Raw genomic sequence first — 14,603 nt, 5'->3', positions numbered from 1 at the left:
CTTTTTGCATCGGTGAGCGCCTACGTTTCCTGCCATTCCTTGGCTGATGCGAAATCTTTGATCGTTTACGTGGGGGGGTAGGCTTAGGATCGTTAGCGGCACCCGTATATCGACGGGTTAGGGCCAGACTAGTCTTATCCAAGCTACTTTTTGACCAAGCTTGCCTTCACCGATCAGCGCTAGAAAATAGGCTTGAGAATGAAGGTCGAACAGTTTTGAAATAGCTCCTAACCGGACGGGCAATGTTGCAAGGATAAGGAACCGTTTGCCGTCGAAGGCGACGACCCGCGACCGCTCTGCCAAGCCTTTGGCGTTCCATACCCCAATCCAAGTGTAGCTGTCCCTATGAACGTTGTCATCGGCTGCGACGAAACTGTATCCAACGATATCGGGGGTCACGGCAGGCCGCGCCGGGACAAAACCATCCACATAACCGCTCCTTCCGATGCCAGCGTTGGAAATGCCTGCAATACCGCTCTTCCCTTGGATGCTGGTCCATGAAAACCAGCATCCCGATGTTCGCGAGTGCACTGGGCCAGGAGAGAGGTCAAAGTCGGTGAAGCGTGGGTCATCCGAGCGCAGCATCACCGCCGAGCTATAGCGAAGCTGATCCACGCGTGCCTCACCGGGATGTGGCCAGCCGGGATGTGCCCGATAGCTGCCCCCCAGCATCTCAACTGTTAGGGGAGCGGCGTTGATCGCAACAGATTCCCCAAGGTGACCCGAGCACACCGGCTTTGGCATGATCGCGGTGGTGGAATCGGAGGTTTGTGCGGTCGCAGAGGCCCCGATCAGCCCGGCAACGATTATCAGTATAGCGCGAACAAGCATCGCAGTAGCCTAACACGCGTAGGCTCGTGCGCTAGAGGGTGTCACTCGCTCACTTACCATTGCTGTTTGAATGCAGAACTTTTGATTTTTTCATCAGGAATGTCCGGGACGGAAAGGGACGCGGAAATGAAGCCTACGGCACTAACCGCGAATTACGCCTTTGATTTCAACGTGTGGCTTGCTTCCCATTGAGGGCGAAGGAGCCGCATCACATATCCGCTTTCCGTCGATAACGACTGTCACCGCGCCCTGCATTTTGAGCTCAACCGAAACGTTGTGAAGGGCCTCAAACGCAACCTGCCAGCCGTCACGATCGGCTCCCGGTTGAAAGCATAATACAAAGGCAGATAAATTCGGTCCGTCCCAAGACGCTGTAGCATTGGCAATCACCCCCGGATCATCGAGCTCGCCTTTCCAGCCTATTCGAGCCAAAAACGGACCGGATATAGGGTCGTATTCAGCCGGGGGCGCAGGCGGCACCGATCTTTGGTCAAAATTTGGAAGTCGGGCGTCCGAGGGCACGCTTGATAGGAACAACCAAGCCGTGGTGATCGCGGCAACGCATCTTTTGGTTCGTACCATACCAGAGATGATAGATTTGATCCGAATGTCCGCAAATAGGCGTGAGCAGAATGGGAAGTTTTAGCACCGTTTCGACGACCTGCCCTTGATGCAGCCGGCAGGGGTCAGAGGCAGGCCTCCAGATAGGCCTGGTCGAAGCCGAACTGCTTGGCCTTGTCGAGCGTGTAGGGGCGCAGGCCCATCGAGCGGTATTCGCCGAGGATCTTGCCGTCCGCGCTCTCGTCGAGATATTCGAACTTGAACAGCTCCTGCGTGACGATCACGGGGCCTTCCATGCCGATCACCTCGGTGATGTTGGTCACGCGGCGCGAGCCGTCGCGCAGGCGCTTCACCTGGATGATCAGCTCGACCGAATCGGCGATCTGACGCGAGATCGCCTCCTTCGGCACCTTGATGTCCGACATCATCACCATGTTCTCCATACGCGCGAGCGCCTCGCGCGGGGAGTTGGCGTGGAGCGTGCACATCGAGCCGTCGTGACCGGTGTTCATGGCCGCGAGCATGTCGAAACACTCGGACCCACGAATTTCGCCCAGGATGATCCGGTCGGGGCGCATACGCAGCGCGTTCTTGACGAGATCGCGGATGCTGATCTCACCCTGGCCCTCCAGATTGGCGGGGCGCGTCTCGAGCGGCAGCCAGTGCGGCTGCTGCAGGCGAAGCTCGGCCGCGTCCTCGATCGTCAGCACGCGCTCGCCCGGGTCGATCATCTTCGACAGCGCGTTGAGCATCGTTGTCTTGCCCGAGCCGGTACCGCCCGAGATGACGACGTTGAAGCGCGACGCGCCGGCGATCTTGAGCGCGGTCGCCATCTTGGGGCTCATGCTGCCGAACCCGGCCATCATGTCGAGCGTGATCGGCTTGGCCGAAAACTTACGAATCGAGATCGCGGTGCCGCGCAAGGAGAGCGGCGGCACGATCACGTTGACGCGGCTGCCGTCCTTGAGGCGGGCGTCGGCGAGCGGCGTGGTCTGGTCGACGCGGCGGCCGACCGAGTTCACGATCCGCTGCGCGATCTGGAAAAGATGCTCCTCGTCGCGGAACTGGATGGGGGCGAGTTCGAGCTTGCCCTTGCGCTCGACATAGGTCTGTTCAGGGCCGTTCACCATGATGTCGGTGATGTTCGGATCCGCGAGCAGTTCCTCCAAGGGCCCGAGCCCGAGCAGCTCGTCGACCAGCACCTTTTCCAGCGCGAACTGTTCGCGGCGGTTGAGCGTCAGCTTCAGCTCGGCGAGCACCTCGCCGATGATCGGGCGGAATTCCTCCGCCAGCTCGTCCTTGCCGAGCGTTGCCGCAGCCTCGGGATCGACGCGTTCGAGCAGGCGGGGGAGCACCTGTTCCTTGATCTTGTGGATCGACTGTTCGAAGCCCTCGACCTTGCTCGCGCCCGCATCGCCCGACGCGGCCTGGCGATCCGCAAGTCGCTGCATCGCGTCGACCTGACCGATCGGCACGCCGCCCTCGGTCTCGCCGGGCATCGGCAGTAGGGTGTCAAGCGCGGGGAATTGCGCGCCGCCCTCGGGATCGGGTCGCGGGGCGGGGCCACCGCCCTGCATCGGTCGCGCGACCCCGAACGCGGGCCGCGCTGCCGTCCCGCCACTCATCCCACTGCGTCGTCCGAACGCGCTCATGCACCAGTCCCTCGATCGTTAATGCCGGGGTTACCGGCGAAGCCTTGCCAATTCGCTAACCAATCGATCGGCGACCCGGCGCGGTCCTGAAACGGGTTCTGCCGCGGCGCGCGGGCGGATAAGGGAGGCGAATGCTGATCCGCCTGCTCACCCTGTTCGTTCTCCCGCTGGCCGTGCTGGTCGGCATCGCCACCCCGGCCAGCGCCGATGACATCAGCGCGACCGGGCGCGGGGTCGTGCGAGTCGTCACGATCGCAGTGGTCGACGATCAGGTCGTCGGCTTCGGTCATGGCAGCGGCTTCGCGGTCGCGCCCAACCGGATCGTCACCAACGCGCATGTCGTCGAGCTGGCGGAACGCTATCCCGACAATGTCGTCGTCGGCGTCGTGCCGACCGAGGGCGACAAATCCTATCAGGGCAAGGTGATCGCCTATGACGTGCAGCGCGATCTGGCGCTGATCGAGTTCACCGGCGCGCGCCTTCCGCAGACCGCGCTGTATACGGGACCGATCGATGAGGGCGGGGCGGTGGTGTCGCTGGGCTTTCCCGGCAACGTCGACCTTGCCACCGCGCGCTCGGCCGCGGACTATATCCGCCCGACCAGCCCGGTGCGGTCGGAGGGCGTGTTCTCGGGCCGGCGCAGTCTGAGCGATGTTGAGGTGCTGTTGCACACCGCCAATATCGCACGCGGGAATTCGGGTGGCCCGCTGCTCGACCGGTGCGGGCGGGTGATCGGCGTCAATTCCGCGATCACCCGCGGCGAGGAGGGCGATTCGACGTTCGGTTTCGCGATTGCGGATACCGAACTCGCCGCGTTCCTGCGCGAGGCGAAGCAGCCCTATACCGCGGTCGGAACGCCGTGCACCTCGATCGAGGAGCGGTTGCGGCAGGACAGCGACGCAGACGTGCGCGCTGCGGCCGATGCGGCGGCGGCGCGGCGTGATGTGGCGACGCAGGCGGCGCTGTCGCGTGAACGCGCGCTGGAACAGGCGCGTATCGAGGCGGAGCGCCGGCGCGAGAACGTCATGGCGATCGCGGGGCTGCTGCTGGTCGCAGGCGCGCTCGGGATCGGTGCGGCGGGGCTGCTCGAATCGCGCGGCCGGCGGCGCGCGGCGATCTGGACGGTCGCGGGCGGTGGCGTCGCGGTGGTCGCGGCGGTCGTCGTGTTCGTGGCCAGGCCGTCGGGCGCGGTCGACCTTCCCACGGCGTCGGTCGCGCGATCGGGGCCGGTGGTCGAGGACAAGGCGCTCGGCCGGCTCATGTGCCGGCTGATCCCCGAGCGGAGCCGGATCACGATCTCGTCGAGCGAAGACGTGCCGCTCCGCTGGGGTGCGGGCGGCTGCGTCAACGGCAAGACCCAATATGTCGCGGGCAATGGCCGGTGGGAGCGCGTGCTGGTGCCCGAGGCCGAACAGACGGTGTCGCTGCTGTCGTTCGACCCGGCGACGCGGACCTATGCCAATACGCGCTATCTGATGTCGGCGGCGGGGATGACCGCGGCGCGGGCGGCGCGTGGTGAGACGCCGGGGCAGTGCACGACCGATCCGGCGGCGATCACGCGGCTGGTCGGCCAGCAGTCCGCGGTCCGGGCCACGCTGCCGCCGCTGCCCAATGAGAAGCTCGTCTATTCCTGCACGTCGGCAGACTGATTGAATCTCGTTTACTCCCTCGGCACGCGTCGATCCGCATGGCAGGATGGCGGTGTTGAGGGGGATGGCGATGCGGGTAATGCACAGAGTTAGGCATGGGGTGGCGTGGAGCGTCACGATCATGGCGGGACTGGTCGGCGCCTGGACGCCGGCAGCGGCGAAATGGGCGCGCGCGACCTCCGATCATTTTGAGATCTATGCCGACATGCCGCCCGCCGCGCTCACGACGATGGCGACGCGGCTCGAGCAGTTCGACGGGGCGATCCGGCATCTCCATCGTACGCCGGAGGGCACCGGCGCGAAGGGCGCGAACCGCGTCACCGTCTATGTCGCGAACGACGTCGCGGCGATCCGCCGATTGTCCGGCGATCGCGGCATCGCCGGATTCTACCTTCCGCGCGCGAGCGGGTCGGTCGCCTTCACCCCGCGGATCGACGAGGGCGGGGACGGCAGCCGTTCGACGCGCGGCGGCGGGATTCCGCAGATCGTCCTGTTCCACGAATATGCGCATCACTTCCTGCTGGGCAATTACGCCGCCGCCTATCCGGCGTGGTTTTCCGAGGGCTATGCAGAGTTCGTCTCGACCGCCGCATTCGAGAAGGAGTATGTCCAGCTCGGCGGCGCGGCGCAGCACCGGGCGTACAGCCTGCTCGCGGCGAAGCCGGTGCCTGCGGCGACCTTGTTCGCGACCGGGCAGAAGCTGACCGACGAGCAGCGCGGGGTGATGTACGGGCGCGGCTGGTTGCTGACGCACTATCTCATGTTCGATGCGGCGCGCGGCCGGCAGTTCCAGCAGTATCTGACCGCGCTGAACGCGGGAACGCCGAGCGTTGCTGCGGCCACTGCGGCGTTCGGCGACTTGCGCGCGCTCGACAAGGCGCTCGATGCGTATCTGCGCCAGTCGCGCATCCCGGGGCTGCGGATCGCGTATGATAAGCTGCCCGTCGCGCCGGTGGCCGTGACGCCGTTGTCGCCGGGCGCCGCTGCAATGGTCGAGCTGCGGATGCAGTCAGAGCGCGGCGTCAACCGTGCCACCGCTGCACCGATCTTCGCGCGCGCCGCCCGGATCGCGGCGGCCTATCCCGACGATGCGCTCGCGCAGGGCTGGCTTGCCGAGATGGCGTATGATGCGGGGCAGGACGATGCGGCACTGGCTGCTGCCGATCGTGCGCTCGCCGCCGATCCGACGTCGCGCCAGGCGATGCTGTACAAGGCGCAGGTGATGATGCGGCGCGCCGATGCGGCGACACCGCGCGACGCTTCAGCATGGGGTGCGGCGCGGCGCTGGATCGTCACGGCCAATCGCCAGGCGCCCGACGATGCCGAGGCGCTGTCGCTCTATTATGACAGCTTCGCCGCGGCGGGCGAGGCTCCCAGCGCGGCTGCGATCCTGGGGATCGGTCGCGCGCTCGAGCTGGTGCCGCAGGACCCGGCGCTGCGCTTCAAGGTCGCGGCGCAGGCGATCCTGGATGGTCAGACCGATGCTGCCCGACGCGCACTGCGCCCGCTCGCCTATGACCCGCACCAGTCGGCAGACAACCCGGCGGCGCGGCTGATCACGATCCTCGATACCGGCGTGACGGGGCCCGCGGCGATGCTCGCGCTTGCGAAGGCACGGGGGGAGACGGTGGCGGCGACGCCGTCTGGGCCGACACCGGCGAATTAGCGGCGAGGGCGCGGGCCACGACCGTCGTCACGATGTCGACGGTCGGGGATCGCCCGAATGTGCTGGCGACAGGGCGGGTTCGCGCGGCGCCTCTTTCGCCAGCAGCGCGCGTTTGCGGTCGAGGCCATAGGCGTAGCCGCCGAGTGTCCCGTCGGTGCGAAGCGCGCGGTGGCAGGGGATGAGGATGGCGATCGGATTGGCACCGCACGCACTGCCCACCGCACGGACCGCGGCCGGGGTGCCGGCGGCAGCGGCGAGTTGCGTATAGGTGCGCGTCTCACCCGCGGGGATGCGGGCGAGTGCCTGCCAGACCGCCTCCTGGAACGCGGTACCGCGGACGTCGAGCGGGAGGTCGTGCTGGCGCTCGGGTGATTCGACGCTGGCGACGACGCGCGCCGCGAGATCGGCGAGTGCCGTATCGCCGGGCGTGACGATCGCGCGGGGAAAGCGTTCGACGAGGGCGGCCGCGTCCTCGTCGAACGCCACGCGGCACAGCCCCGTATCGGTCGCGGCGATCAGCAGCGGCCCGAGGCTGGTCGCGACGACCGTCCAGCGGATCCGGACCCCGTCGCCGCCGCGCGCCCAGACACTTGGCGGCATCCCCATGCGCGACGCGGCGCCGGCATAGAAGCGACTCGGAGCGGCATAGCCCGCATCGTAGATCGCGGCTGCGACGTGGGCCTCCCGGGTCAGCGCGTCGGCGGCGCGTGCGCTGCGCAGGCCGCGGGCGTAGGCGGCTGGCGTGACCCCGGTCGCGCGCTTGAACAGTCGGTGGAAATGATGCGGCGCATAGCCCGCCTGCGCCGCGAGTCGGTCGAGCGAAAGGCGGTCGTCCGTGGCTTCGAGCAACGCGACGGCGGCGGCGACCGCGATCCGGTCGCGCCCCACCGTGTCCGGGGTACAGCGAAGGCAGGCCCGGAACCCGGCCGCTCGGGCGCTGGCCGGGTCATCATGGAAGACGACATTCTCGCGTCTGGGATGGCGAGCCGGACAGCTCGGCTTGCAATAGATACCGGTGGTCTTCACCGCGACGATGAACCGACCGTCCCACGCCCGGTCCCGGTTGGCAAAGGCGGTCCAGGCGGTGTCCGGATCTGGGGCGGTGTGTGTCATGGACAGGGTGTAGCGCGTCGGTCAGGGCGCTGCATCCCGCGGCTTGCGGTCAAACCGGGGAGCAGACGCCCGCGCTTCTCAGCCGCCGTTCGCGTGGAACAGCGCAAGCGTGCGTGCCTTCGCAAGATCGGCGCTCGGCTCGTGATAATCCTTGCGGCGATCCGAGTTGAAGCCGTGGCCCGCCTCGTAGACATGGACCGTCGCGTTCGGCCAGTCCTTGGCGATCACCTGCTCGACGCCCTCCATCGGAATGCCGTGATCGCGGCGGCCGAAATGGAGGATGACGGGGACCTTGGGCTCTTCGTCGGCCGCCGCCGGGATCATGCTGCCATAATAGCCGCTCGCGGCGGCCACGCCGGTGAGGCGGGTAGCGGCGAACCACGCGACCGACCCCCCATAGCAATAGCCGACGACGAACACGGGCCCGGCGGGGGCGAGCGAGTCGATGCAGGTCTGAACGTCGGTCAGCGACAGTTCGAACGGATGGAGCTGCCGCGCAAGCTCGATCCCGCGGGCGAGGCCGTCACCCGAATAGTCCGCCTCGAAGCCCGGATGCTCGCGGTCGAACAGGGCGGGTGCCAGCACTTCATAGCCATCGGCCGCATAGTCGTCGCACAGATCGCGGATATGGTCGGTGACGCCGAAGATCTCTTGCACGAGGACGAGACCGCCGCGACGGTCTCCCGTCGGCTGCGCATGATAGACCGCGATCGTCGCGCCGTCGGACATGGTCATCGTTTCCATCGTGCCGGTCATTCCGATTCCTTGTCGTGTGATCCTGTTCGGGCCATTATCGTCATTCCCGCGGAGGCGGGAGCCCATAGTGGCAGGCCCTGCGATGAATACGCTGGGTCCGGAGGATATGGATCCCCGCCTGCGCGGGTATGATGAAGAGGGCGAGGTGGGGCCTTCCAACCATCTGCCGATGACAAAACAGTCACAAACCAGTCGTCTCGGCCGCCCGCCCGGCTTGCCAATGGTGGAACCCGATGCTACCCGCGCCGCGTCCCGGTAGAGGTGCTTTCGCGCCCTCTTCCCTTGTGGGACGGCGACATTCGGTTTCAGACGAGGATTGACAGGTCCGTGGAGACACTTCCCGGTAACGGCGGCGGCGCTATCCAGGCGAGCTTAGGTGGGCGTTATGCGCTCGCCCTGTTCGAACTGGCGCGTGACGCCAAGACGATCGACGCGGTCGAGCAGAGTCTGTCGACCGTGCGCGACGCGCTGGCGCAGTCCGACACGCTCCGCGACCTCACGACGAGCCCGATGGTATCGCGCGGCGCGGCGGTGAAGGCGATCTCCGCCGTCGCCGACGAACTCGGCGTCGATGCGACCACGAAGAATTTCCTGGGCGTGCTGGCCGAGAACCACCGGCTCGGCGTGCTGGCCAAGATCATCAAGGCGTATCGCACGCTTGCTGCGCAGCATCGCGGCGAGATCGCAGCCGAAGTGACCTCCGCGCATCCGCTGTCCGAAGAGCAGGTGATCGAGCTGAAGCATCAGCTCCGCCAGCGGGTCGGCCGTGAAGTTTCCGTCGACCTCAACGTCGACCCATCGCTGCTGGGCGGACTTGTTGTCCGCGTCGGCAGCCAGATGATCGATTCGTCGATCCGCACCCGTTTGAACACGCTCGCGCAGGCGATGAAAGGCTGACCATGGATATCCGCGCCGCAGAAATCTCGAAGATCATCAAGGATCAGATCGCCAATTTCGGCACCGAGGCCCAGGTCAGCGAGACCGGCCAGGTGCTGAGCGTCGGCGACGGCATCGCGCGCATCTTCGGCCTCGACAACGTCCAGGCCGGCGAGATGGTCGAATTCTCGAACGGCGTGCAGGGCATGGCGCTTAACCTCGAGGCCGACAATGTCGGCGTCGTGATCTTCGGGTCTGACTCGGAGATCAAGGAAGGCGACATCGTCAAGCGCACCGGCACGATCGTCGACGTGCCGATCGGCAAGGAGCTGCTCGGCCGCGTGGTCGATGGCCTCGGCAACCCGATCGACGGCAAGGGCCCGATCCACACGACCGAGCGCAGCCGCGTCGAGGTCAAGGCACCGGGCATCATTCCGCGCCAGTCGGTTAGCGAGCCGGTCCAGACCGGTCTCAAGGCGATCGACGCACTCGTTCCCGTCGGCCGTGGCCAGCGCGAGCTGATCATCGGCGATCGCCAGACCGGCAAGTCGGCCGTCGCGATCGACGCGTTCATCAACCAGAAGACCGCGAACGCGGGCGACGACGAGTCGAAGAAGCTGTATTGCGTCTATGTCGCGATCGGCCAGAAGCGCTCGACCGTCGCGCAGCTCGTCAAGACGCTCGAAGAGAATGGCGCGATGGAATATTCCATCGTCGTCGCAGCCACCGCGTCGGACCCCGCACCGCTCCAGTATCTCGCGCCCTATACCGGCGTCGCGATGGGCGAGTATTTCCGCGATCGCGGCATGCACGCACTCATCTGCTACGACGATCTGTCGAAGCAGGCCGTCGCCTACCGCCAGATGTCGCTGCTGCTGCGTCGTCCGCCGGGCCGTGAAGCCTATCCGGGCGACGTGTTCTATCTCCACAGCCGTCTGCTCGAGCGTGCGGCCAAGATGTCGGACGCGAATGGCGGCGGCTCGCTGACCGCGCTGCCGATCATCGAGACGCAGGCGGGCGACGTTTCGGCGTACATCCCGACCAACGTGATCTCGATCACCGACGGCCAGATCTTCCTCGAAACCGACCTGTTCTTCTCGGGCGTGCGCCCGGCGATCAACGTCGGTCTCTCGGTCAGCCGCGTCGGCTCGGCCGCGCAGACCAAGGCGATGAAGAAGGTGTCGGGCTCGATCAAGCTCGAGCTGGCGCAGTATCGCGAGATGGCGGCGTTCGCGCAGTTCGGGTCGGATCTCGATGCGTCGACGCAGAAGCTGCTGAACCGGGGTGCGCGTCTGACCGAGCTGCTCAAGCAGGCGCAGTTCTCGCCGCTGCCGTTCGAGGAGCAGACCGTGTCGATCTTCGCCGGCACCAGCGGTTTCCTCGACAAGGTGCCCGTCGCCGACGTGACCCGTTACGAGCAGGCACTGCTGGCCGACATGCGCGCGAACCATGCCGATGTGCTCAAGCTGATCCGCGATACCCGCGATCTGGGTAACGAGGCGAAGGACAAGCTGAAGGCAGCGCTCGAGGCATTCGCCAAGACGTTTGCATAAGTAGAACATGCCCCCGCTGATGCGGGGGCAGACTGGGCCTCCGCCGTCGCGGGGGAACAAAGGGACGTAGATGGCGAGCCTCAAGGCACTCAAGATCCGTATCGGCTCGGTGAAGTCGACGCAGAAGATCACCAAGGCGATGAAGATGGTCGCCGCTGCGAAACTGCGCCGTGCGCAGGACGCGGCGGTTGCCGGCCGGCCCTATGCCGAGCGGCTCGAAGCGGTGATGGCGAGCCTTGCCGGGCGCGTCGGCATCGCGCCGGGCGCATCGCCGCTGCTGGCCGGGACCGGCAAGGACCAGGTCCATCTGATCGTCATCGCGACGTCGGAGCGTGGTCTGGCGGGTGCGTTCAACACCAACATCGTCCGTGCGGCACGCCGCAAGGCCGAAGAGCTGATCGCAGCTGGCAAGACCGTGAAGTTCTATGTCGCCGGCAAGAAGGGGCGCGTGATCAAGCGTTTCTTCCCGAACGACATTCTCGCCGATCACGAGATGGGCGGGATCAAGAAGCTCGCGTTCAGCGACGCGCAGGCGATCTCCGAAGACCTGATCAAGCGCTTCGGCGAGGGTCAGTTCGACGTCGCGCATCTGTTCTACGCCAAGTTCGTCTCGGCGCTGGTGCAGGTGCCGACCGGCATCCAGATCGTTCCCGTGCCGCTTTCGACCATCCCCGGCGCAGAGGCAAAACCCAACGCACCGGCGGAAGCCGTGGTCGAGTATGAGCCCGACGAGGAAGCGATCCTCGCCGATCTGCTGCCGCGCAACGTCGCGATCCAGATCTTCCGCGCGCTGCTTGAAAACGCAGCGTCGGAGCAGGGCAGCCGCATGAACGCGATGGACAACGCCACGCGCAACGCGGGCGACATGATCACGCGCCTCTCGATCCAGTATAACCGTACACGCCAAGCCGCGATCACGACCGAGCTGGTCGAAATCATCTCGGGCGCCGAAGCGCTCAAGTAAGCCCAAGGAAGCAGATAATGGCAACCGCCCCAGAGACCATCGCCCCAGTGGCGGCAACGAACAACACGGGTCGCATCTCGCAGGTGATCGGCGCGGTCGTCGACGTGCATTTCCCCGACAACCTGCCCGCGATTCTGTCGGCGCTCGAAACCGACAATAACGGCAACCGGCTCGTCCTCGAAGTCGCGCAGCATCTCGGCGAGAACACCGTCCGCACGATCGCGATGGACGCGACCGAGGGTCTGACCCGCGGCCAGACCGTCACCGACACCGGCTCGCAGATCCGCGTGCCCGTCGGCCCGAAGACGCTCGGCCGCATCCTCAACGTTATCGGCGAGCCGATCGACGAGCGTGGCCCCGTCGGCGCAGAGCAGACTGCCCCGATCCACGCATCGGCACCGCTGTTCGTCGACCAGTCGACCGAGAGTGCGATCCTGGTCACGGGCATCAAGGTCATCGATCTGCTCGCACCCTATGCAAAGGGCGGCAAGATCGGCCTGTTCGGCGGCGCCGGCGTCGGCAAGACCGTGCTGATCCAGGAACTGATCAACAACATCGCCAAGGGCCACGGCGGCACCTCGGTGTTTGCGGGCGTCGGCGAGCGTACCCGCGAGGGTAACGATCTGTACCACGAGTTCCTCGACGCAGGCGTCATTGCCAAGGATGCCGACGGCAATCCGCAGTCGGAAGGCTCGAAGGTCGCGCTCGTATTCGGCCAGATGAACGAGCCGCCGGGCGCACGCGCACGCGTCGCTCTCTCGGGTCTGACGATCGCCGAATATTTCCGCGACGTCGAAGGCCAGGACGTGCTGTTCTTCGTCGACAACATCTTCCGCTTCACGCAGGCGGGCGCAGAGGTTTCGGCACTGCTCGGCCGCATTCCGTCGGCCGTGGGCTATCAGCCGACGCTGTCGACCGACATGGGCGCGCTGCAGGAGCGGATCACCTCGACCAACAAGGGGTCGATCACCTCGGTGCAGGCCGTGTACGTTCCCGCGGACGATCTTACCGATCCGGCACCGGCAACGTCGTTCGCGCATCTCGATGCGACGACCAACCTCAACCGTGCGATCTCGGAGCTAGGCATTTATCCGGCAGTCGATCCTCTCGACTCGACCTCGCGTCTGCTCGAGCCACGCGTCGTCGGCCAGGAGCATTACGACACCGCCCGTGCGGTCCAGTCGACGCTGCAGAAGTACAAGTCGCTGCAGGACATCATCGCGATTCTCGGCATGGACGAGCTGTCTGAAGAAGATAAGCTCACCGTGCAGCGTGCGCGCAAGATCCAGAAGTTCCTGAGCCAGCCGTTCCACGTCGCCGAGGTCTTCACCGGCATCAGCGGCAAGTTCGTCCAGCTCGAGGATACCGTCCGTTCGTTCAAGGCGGTGGTCGAGGGTGAGTATGATCACCTGCCCGAGAGCGCCTTCTACATGGTCGGCGGCATCGACGAAGCGGTCGCCAAGGCCGAGAAGATGGCTGCGGAGGCGTAAGCTTCTGCTGCTCCCTCTCCCCTCGGGGGAGAGGGTTGGGGTGAGGGGCCGCCACGAGCGCTCTCGCCCGGTACTGCCCCTCACCCCGACCCTCTCCCCGACGGGGAGAGGGAGAAGGCAAACAAGATGCTGCATTTCGAACTCGTCACGCCAGAAAAGCTCGTCCGGTCGGAGGAGGTCTATATGGTCGTCGTCCCCGGCACCGAAGGCGACTTCGGCGTGCTGGAAGGCCATGCGCCGTTCATGTCGACCGTCCGTGACGGAAGCGTGCAGGTGTACCGGACGCAGAACGGCACGTCCGAGACGATCGCGATCCGCGGTGGTTTCGCCGAGGTCAACGCCAAGGGCCTGACGATTCTCGCCGAGCAGGCGGGCGAGTAAACCGCCTCAGGCGAGCGCCGCGTCGGTAGCGACGGGCGCTGCCGCCTTGCGCTGCCGGGCTAGGACCTGCAGCAGCGGCCGTTCGATCCAGCGGTGGACGATGAGCCCCGCGACCGTCGACGGTGTCACGACTAGCGCGACGAAGACCAGCGCCGGGCATTCCGGCAACATCCCGCCGATGCGCCACAGCAGCGCGATCAGGCAAGGGTGGACGAGATAGGTCGAATAGGAGGCGTCGCCGATCCGCGCGACGGCCCGGTCGAACCGGCCGCCACCCTGCGTGTCGATCACCCCGAGCAGGACGAGCGCCCAGGGCAGCCCCCAGGTCCAGCTGCGTGCGAGACCGGAGGTGCCGGCGACCGCCGCCTGGACATCGCCCGAGACCGTGGGGCCAAGCCCGACGGCGATACCGATGGCGAGTAGCGCGATCCCCGAGACCATGGCGATGGCCGCGACGGGTGCGGCAATGCCCCGTCGCCAGGCGATCCAGACGAGCAGGCCAAACGCGAATTCCAGCTGCATCGGATTGAAGAGGAGCCGCGCTGGCGCCCAGCCGGGCTGGACGATGCAGCCGAGCAGCGCAACGGCCAGCGTCGAGACCAGCAGCCACCGGGTCCTGTGGTGGCGGGCGGTCATCGCGAGTGCGACGAGCGCGTAGAAGGCAAATTCGAAGCCCAGCGTCCAGCCGACATAGAGCGAAGGCTGATGATAGTCGGCGCCATCGAGCAGCGGGAGGACGGTGATCGACATCAGCATCGCCTCGACCGGCTGCGGCTCGGTCGCGACGAGGATATAGGCGATGCTGGCGAGCGCGAAGAGCGGGACGATGCGGCGCCAGCGCTGGACGAGAAAGCCCCAGGGATCGCGTGGTGCGGTCGCGAGCGACTGCGCCATGACGAAGCCGCTGATGACGAAGAAGAGATCGACGCCGCTAATGCCAACCACGGCGAGATTGGGCACCGACGGGATGAACGCGCCGGTGATCCGGACCGGACCCGCATCGACCAGGTTCGCTGCATGCGCGGCAACGACCATCGTCGCCGCCAGCGCGCGCAGCCATTGGATCGGGGTAACACGCTGCGCCGACATCCACCCTGGATAGCGTGCAAGC

The 14,603-nt window shown here is 66.0% G+C and carries 12 protein-coding genes; 7 read left to right on the top strand and 5 right to left on the bottom strand.

What is annotated here, in order from left to right; all coding sequences use genetic code 11:
• Nucleotides 1-117: 117 nt before the first annotated feature.
• On the bottom strand, nucleotides 118-831 hold the full coding sequence (locus NEF64_RS15080) for a hypothetical protein (RefSeq protein WP_252574100.1): 714 nt from the start codon (nucleotides 829-831) through the stop codon (nucleotides 118-120).
• Between the two features lie 686 nt (nucleotides 832-1,517).
• Nucleotides 1,518-3,044, bottom strand: coding sequence for a TadA family conjugal transfer-associated ATPase (locus NEF64_RS15075; RefSeq protein WP_166746812.1), 1,527 nt, complete (start codon nucleotides 3,042-3,044; stop codon nucleotides 1,518-1,520).
• A 131-nt stretch (nucleotides 3,045-3,175) separates the two neighbouring features.
• Between NEF64_RS15075 and NEF64_RS15070 the strand changes: the two genes are divergently transcribed.
• Nucleotides 3,176-4,693 carry a S1C family serine protease gene (locus tag NEF64_RS15070; RefSeq protein ID WP_056405306.1) on the top strand — a complete coding sequence of 506 codons (1,518 nt, stop codon included), beginning with the start codon at nucleotides 3,176-3,178 and terminating at the stop codon, nucleotides 4,691-4,693.
• Nucleotides 4,694-4,772: 79 nt separating this feature from the next.
• Complete coding sequence (locus NEF64_RS15065) at nucleotides 4,773-6,359, top strand: hypothetical protein (RefSeq protein WP_235516270.1); 1,587 nt, start codon at nucleotides 4,773-4,775, stop codon at nucleotides 6,357-6,359.
• A gap of 27 nt (nucleotides 6,360-6,386) precedes the next feature.
• Here the strand turns inward: NEF64_RS15065 and NEF64_RS15060 are convergent, their stop codons facing one another.
• Nucleotides 6,387-7,472: a bifunctional transcriptional activator/DNA repair enzyme AdaA gene (locus NEF64_RS15060; protein ID WP_051916678.1), complete on the bottom strand. Its 1,086-nt coding sequence runs from the start codon at nucleotides 7,470-7,472 to the stop codon at nucleotides 6,387-6,389.
• A 78-nt stretch (nucleotides 7,473-7,550) separates the two neighbouring features.
• On the bottom strand, nucleotides 7,551-8,228 hold the full coding sequence (locus NEF64_RS15055; RefSeq protein ID WP_056405309.1) for a dienelactone hydrolase family protein: 678 nt from the start codon (nucleotides 8,226-8,228) through the stop codon (nucleotides 7,551-7,553).
• Between the two features lie 327 nt (nucleotides 8,229-8,555).
• On the opposite strand from NEF64_RS15055, the gene NEF64_RS15050 reads away from it, so the two are divergent.
• The 5 genes from NEF64_RS15050 (at nucleotide 8,556) to NEF64_RS15030 (ending at nucleotide 13,492) form a co-directional block, all read left to right on the top strand.
• Nucleotides 8,556-9,125 (top strand): F0F1 ATP synthase subunit delta, encoded by a 570-nt coding sequence (locus NEF64_RS15050; RefSeq protein ID WP_056405311.1) that lies wholly within the window; start codon nucleotides 8,556-8,558, stop codon nucleotides 9,123-9,125.
• 2 nt (nucleotides 9,126-9,127) lie between these two features.
• Nucleotides 9,128-10,657, top strand: a complete 1,530-nt coding sequence (gene atpA, locus NEF64_RS15045; protein ID WP_031394432.1) for a F0F1 ATP synthase subunit alpha — start codon at nucleotides 9,128-9,130, stop codon at nucleotides 10,655-10,657.
• Nucleotides 10,658-10,727: 70 nt separating this feature from the next.
• Nucleotides 10,728-11,621, top strand: coding sequence for a F0F1 ATP synthase subunit gamma (locus tag NEF64_RS15040; protein WP_056405313.1), 894 nt, complete (start codon nucleotides 10,728-10,730; stop codon nucleotides 11,619-11,621).
• A 17-nt stretch (nucleotides 11,622-11,638) separates the two neighbouring features.
• Nucleotides 11,639-13,111, top strand: coding sequence for a F0F1 ATP synthase subunit beta (gene atpD, locus NEF64_RS15035; RefSeq protein WP_037530472.1), 1,473 nt, complete (start codon nucleotides 11,639-11,641; stop codon nucleotides 13,109-13,111).
• A 126-nt stretch (nucleotides 13,112-13,237) separates the two neighbouring features.
• Entirely contained in the window at nucleotides 13,238-13,492 is a 255-nt protein-coding gene (locus NEF64_RS15030) for an ATP synthase F1 subunit epsilon (RefSeq protein ID WP_031441853.1), read from the top strand.
• Nucleotides 13,493-13,498: 6 nt separating this feature from the next.
• On the opposite strand, the gene NEF64_RS15025 is transcribed toward NEF64_RS15030, so the two are convergent.
• Complete coding sequence (locus tag NEF64_RS15025) at nucleotides 13,499-14,581, bottom strand: acyltransferase family protein (protein WP_056405315.1); 1,083 nt, start codon at nucleotides 14,579-14,581, stop codon at nucleotides 13,499-13,501.
• Nucleotides 14,582-14,603 lie beyond the last annotated feature (22 nt).

The organism is Sphingomonas aerolata (assembly GCF_023935825.1).
GTDB lineage: Bacteria > Pseudomonadota > Alphaproteobacteria > Sphingomonadales > Sphingomonadaceae > Sphingomonas > Sphingomonas aerolata.
The sequence above is the reverse complement of the archived record's forward strand: the minus strand, read 5'-3'. Positions and strand labels throughout refer to the sequence as shown.

Excerpts from the sequence above, each read along its gene's own strand:
- atpD (WP_037530472.1), top strand. The coding sequence starts at position 11,639 with ATGGCAACCGCCCCAGAGACCATCGCCCCAGTGGCGGCAACGAACAAC.
- NEF64_RS15040 (WP_056405313.1), top strand. The coding sequence starts at position 10,728 with ATGGCGAGCCTCAAGGCACTCAAGATCCGTATCGGCTCGGTGAAGTCG.
- NEF64_RS15055 (WP_056405309.1), bottom strand. The coding sequence starts at position 8,228 with ATGACCGGCACGATGGAAACGATGACCATGTCCGACGGCGCGACGATC.
- NEF64_RS15070 (WP_056405306.1), top strand. The coding sequence starts at position 3,176 with ATGCTGATCCGCCTGCTCACCCTGTTCGTTCTCCCGCTGGCCGTGCTG.
- NEF64_RS15060 (WP_051916678.1), bottom strand. The coding sequence starts at position 7,472 with ATGACACACACCGCCCCAGATCCGGACACCGCCTGGACCGCCTTTGCC.
- atpA (WP_031394432.1), top strand. The coding sequence starts at position 9,128 with ATGGATATCCGCGCCGCAGAAATCTCGAAGATCATCAAGGATCAGATC.
- NEF64_RS15030 (WP_031441853.1), top strand. The coding sequence starts at position 13,238 with ATGCTGCATTTCGAACTCGTCACGCCAGAAAAGCTCGTCCGGTCGGAG.
- NEF64_RS15025 (WP_056405315.1), bottom strand. The coding sequence starts at position 14,581 with ATGTCGGCGCAGCGTGTTACCCCGATCCAATGGCTGCGCGCGCTGGCG.
- NEF64_RS15065 (WP_235516270.1), top strand. The coding sequence starts at position 4,773 with ATGCACAGAGTTAGGCATGGGGTGGCGTGGAGCGTCACGATCATGGCG.
- NEF64_RS15075 (WP_166746812.1), bottom strand. The coding sequence starts at position 3,044 with ATGAGCGCGTTCGGACGACGCAGTGGGATGAGTGGCGGGACGGCAGCG.
- NEF64_RS15080 (WP_252574100.1), bottom strand. The coding sequence starts at position 831 with ATGCTTGTTCGCGCTATACTGATAATCGTTGCCGGGCTGATCGGGGCC.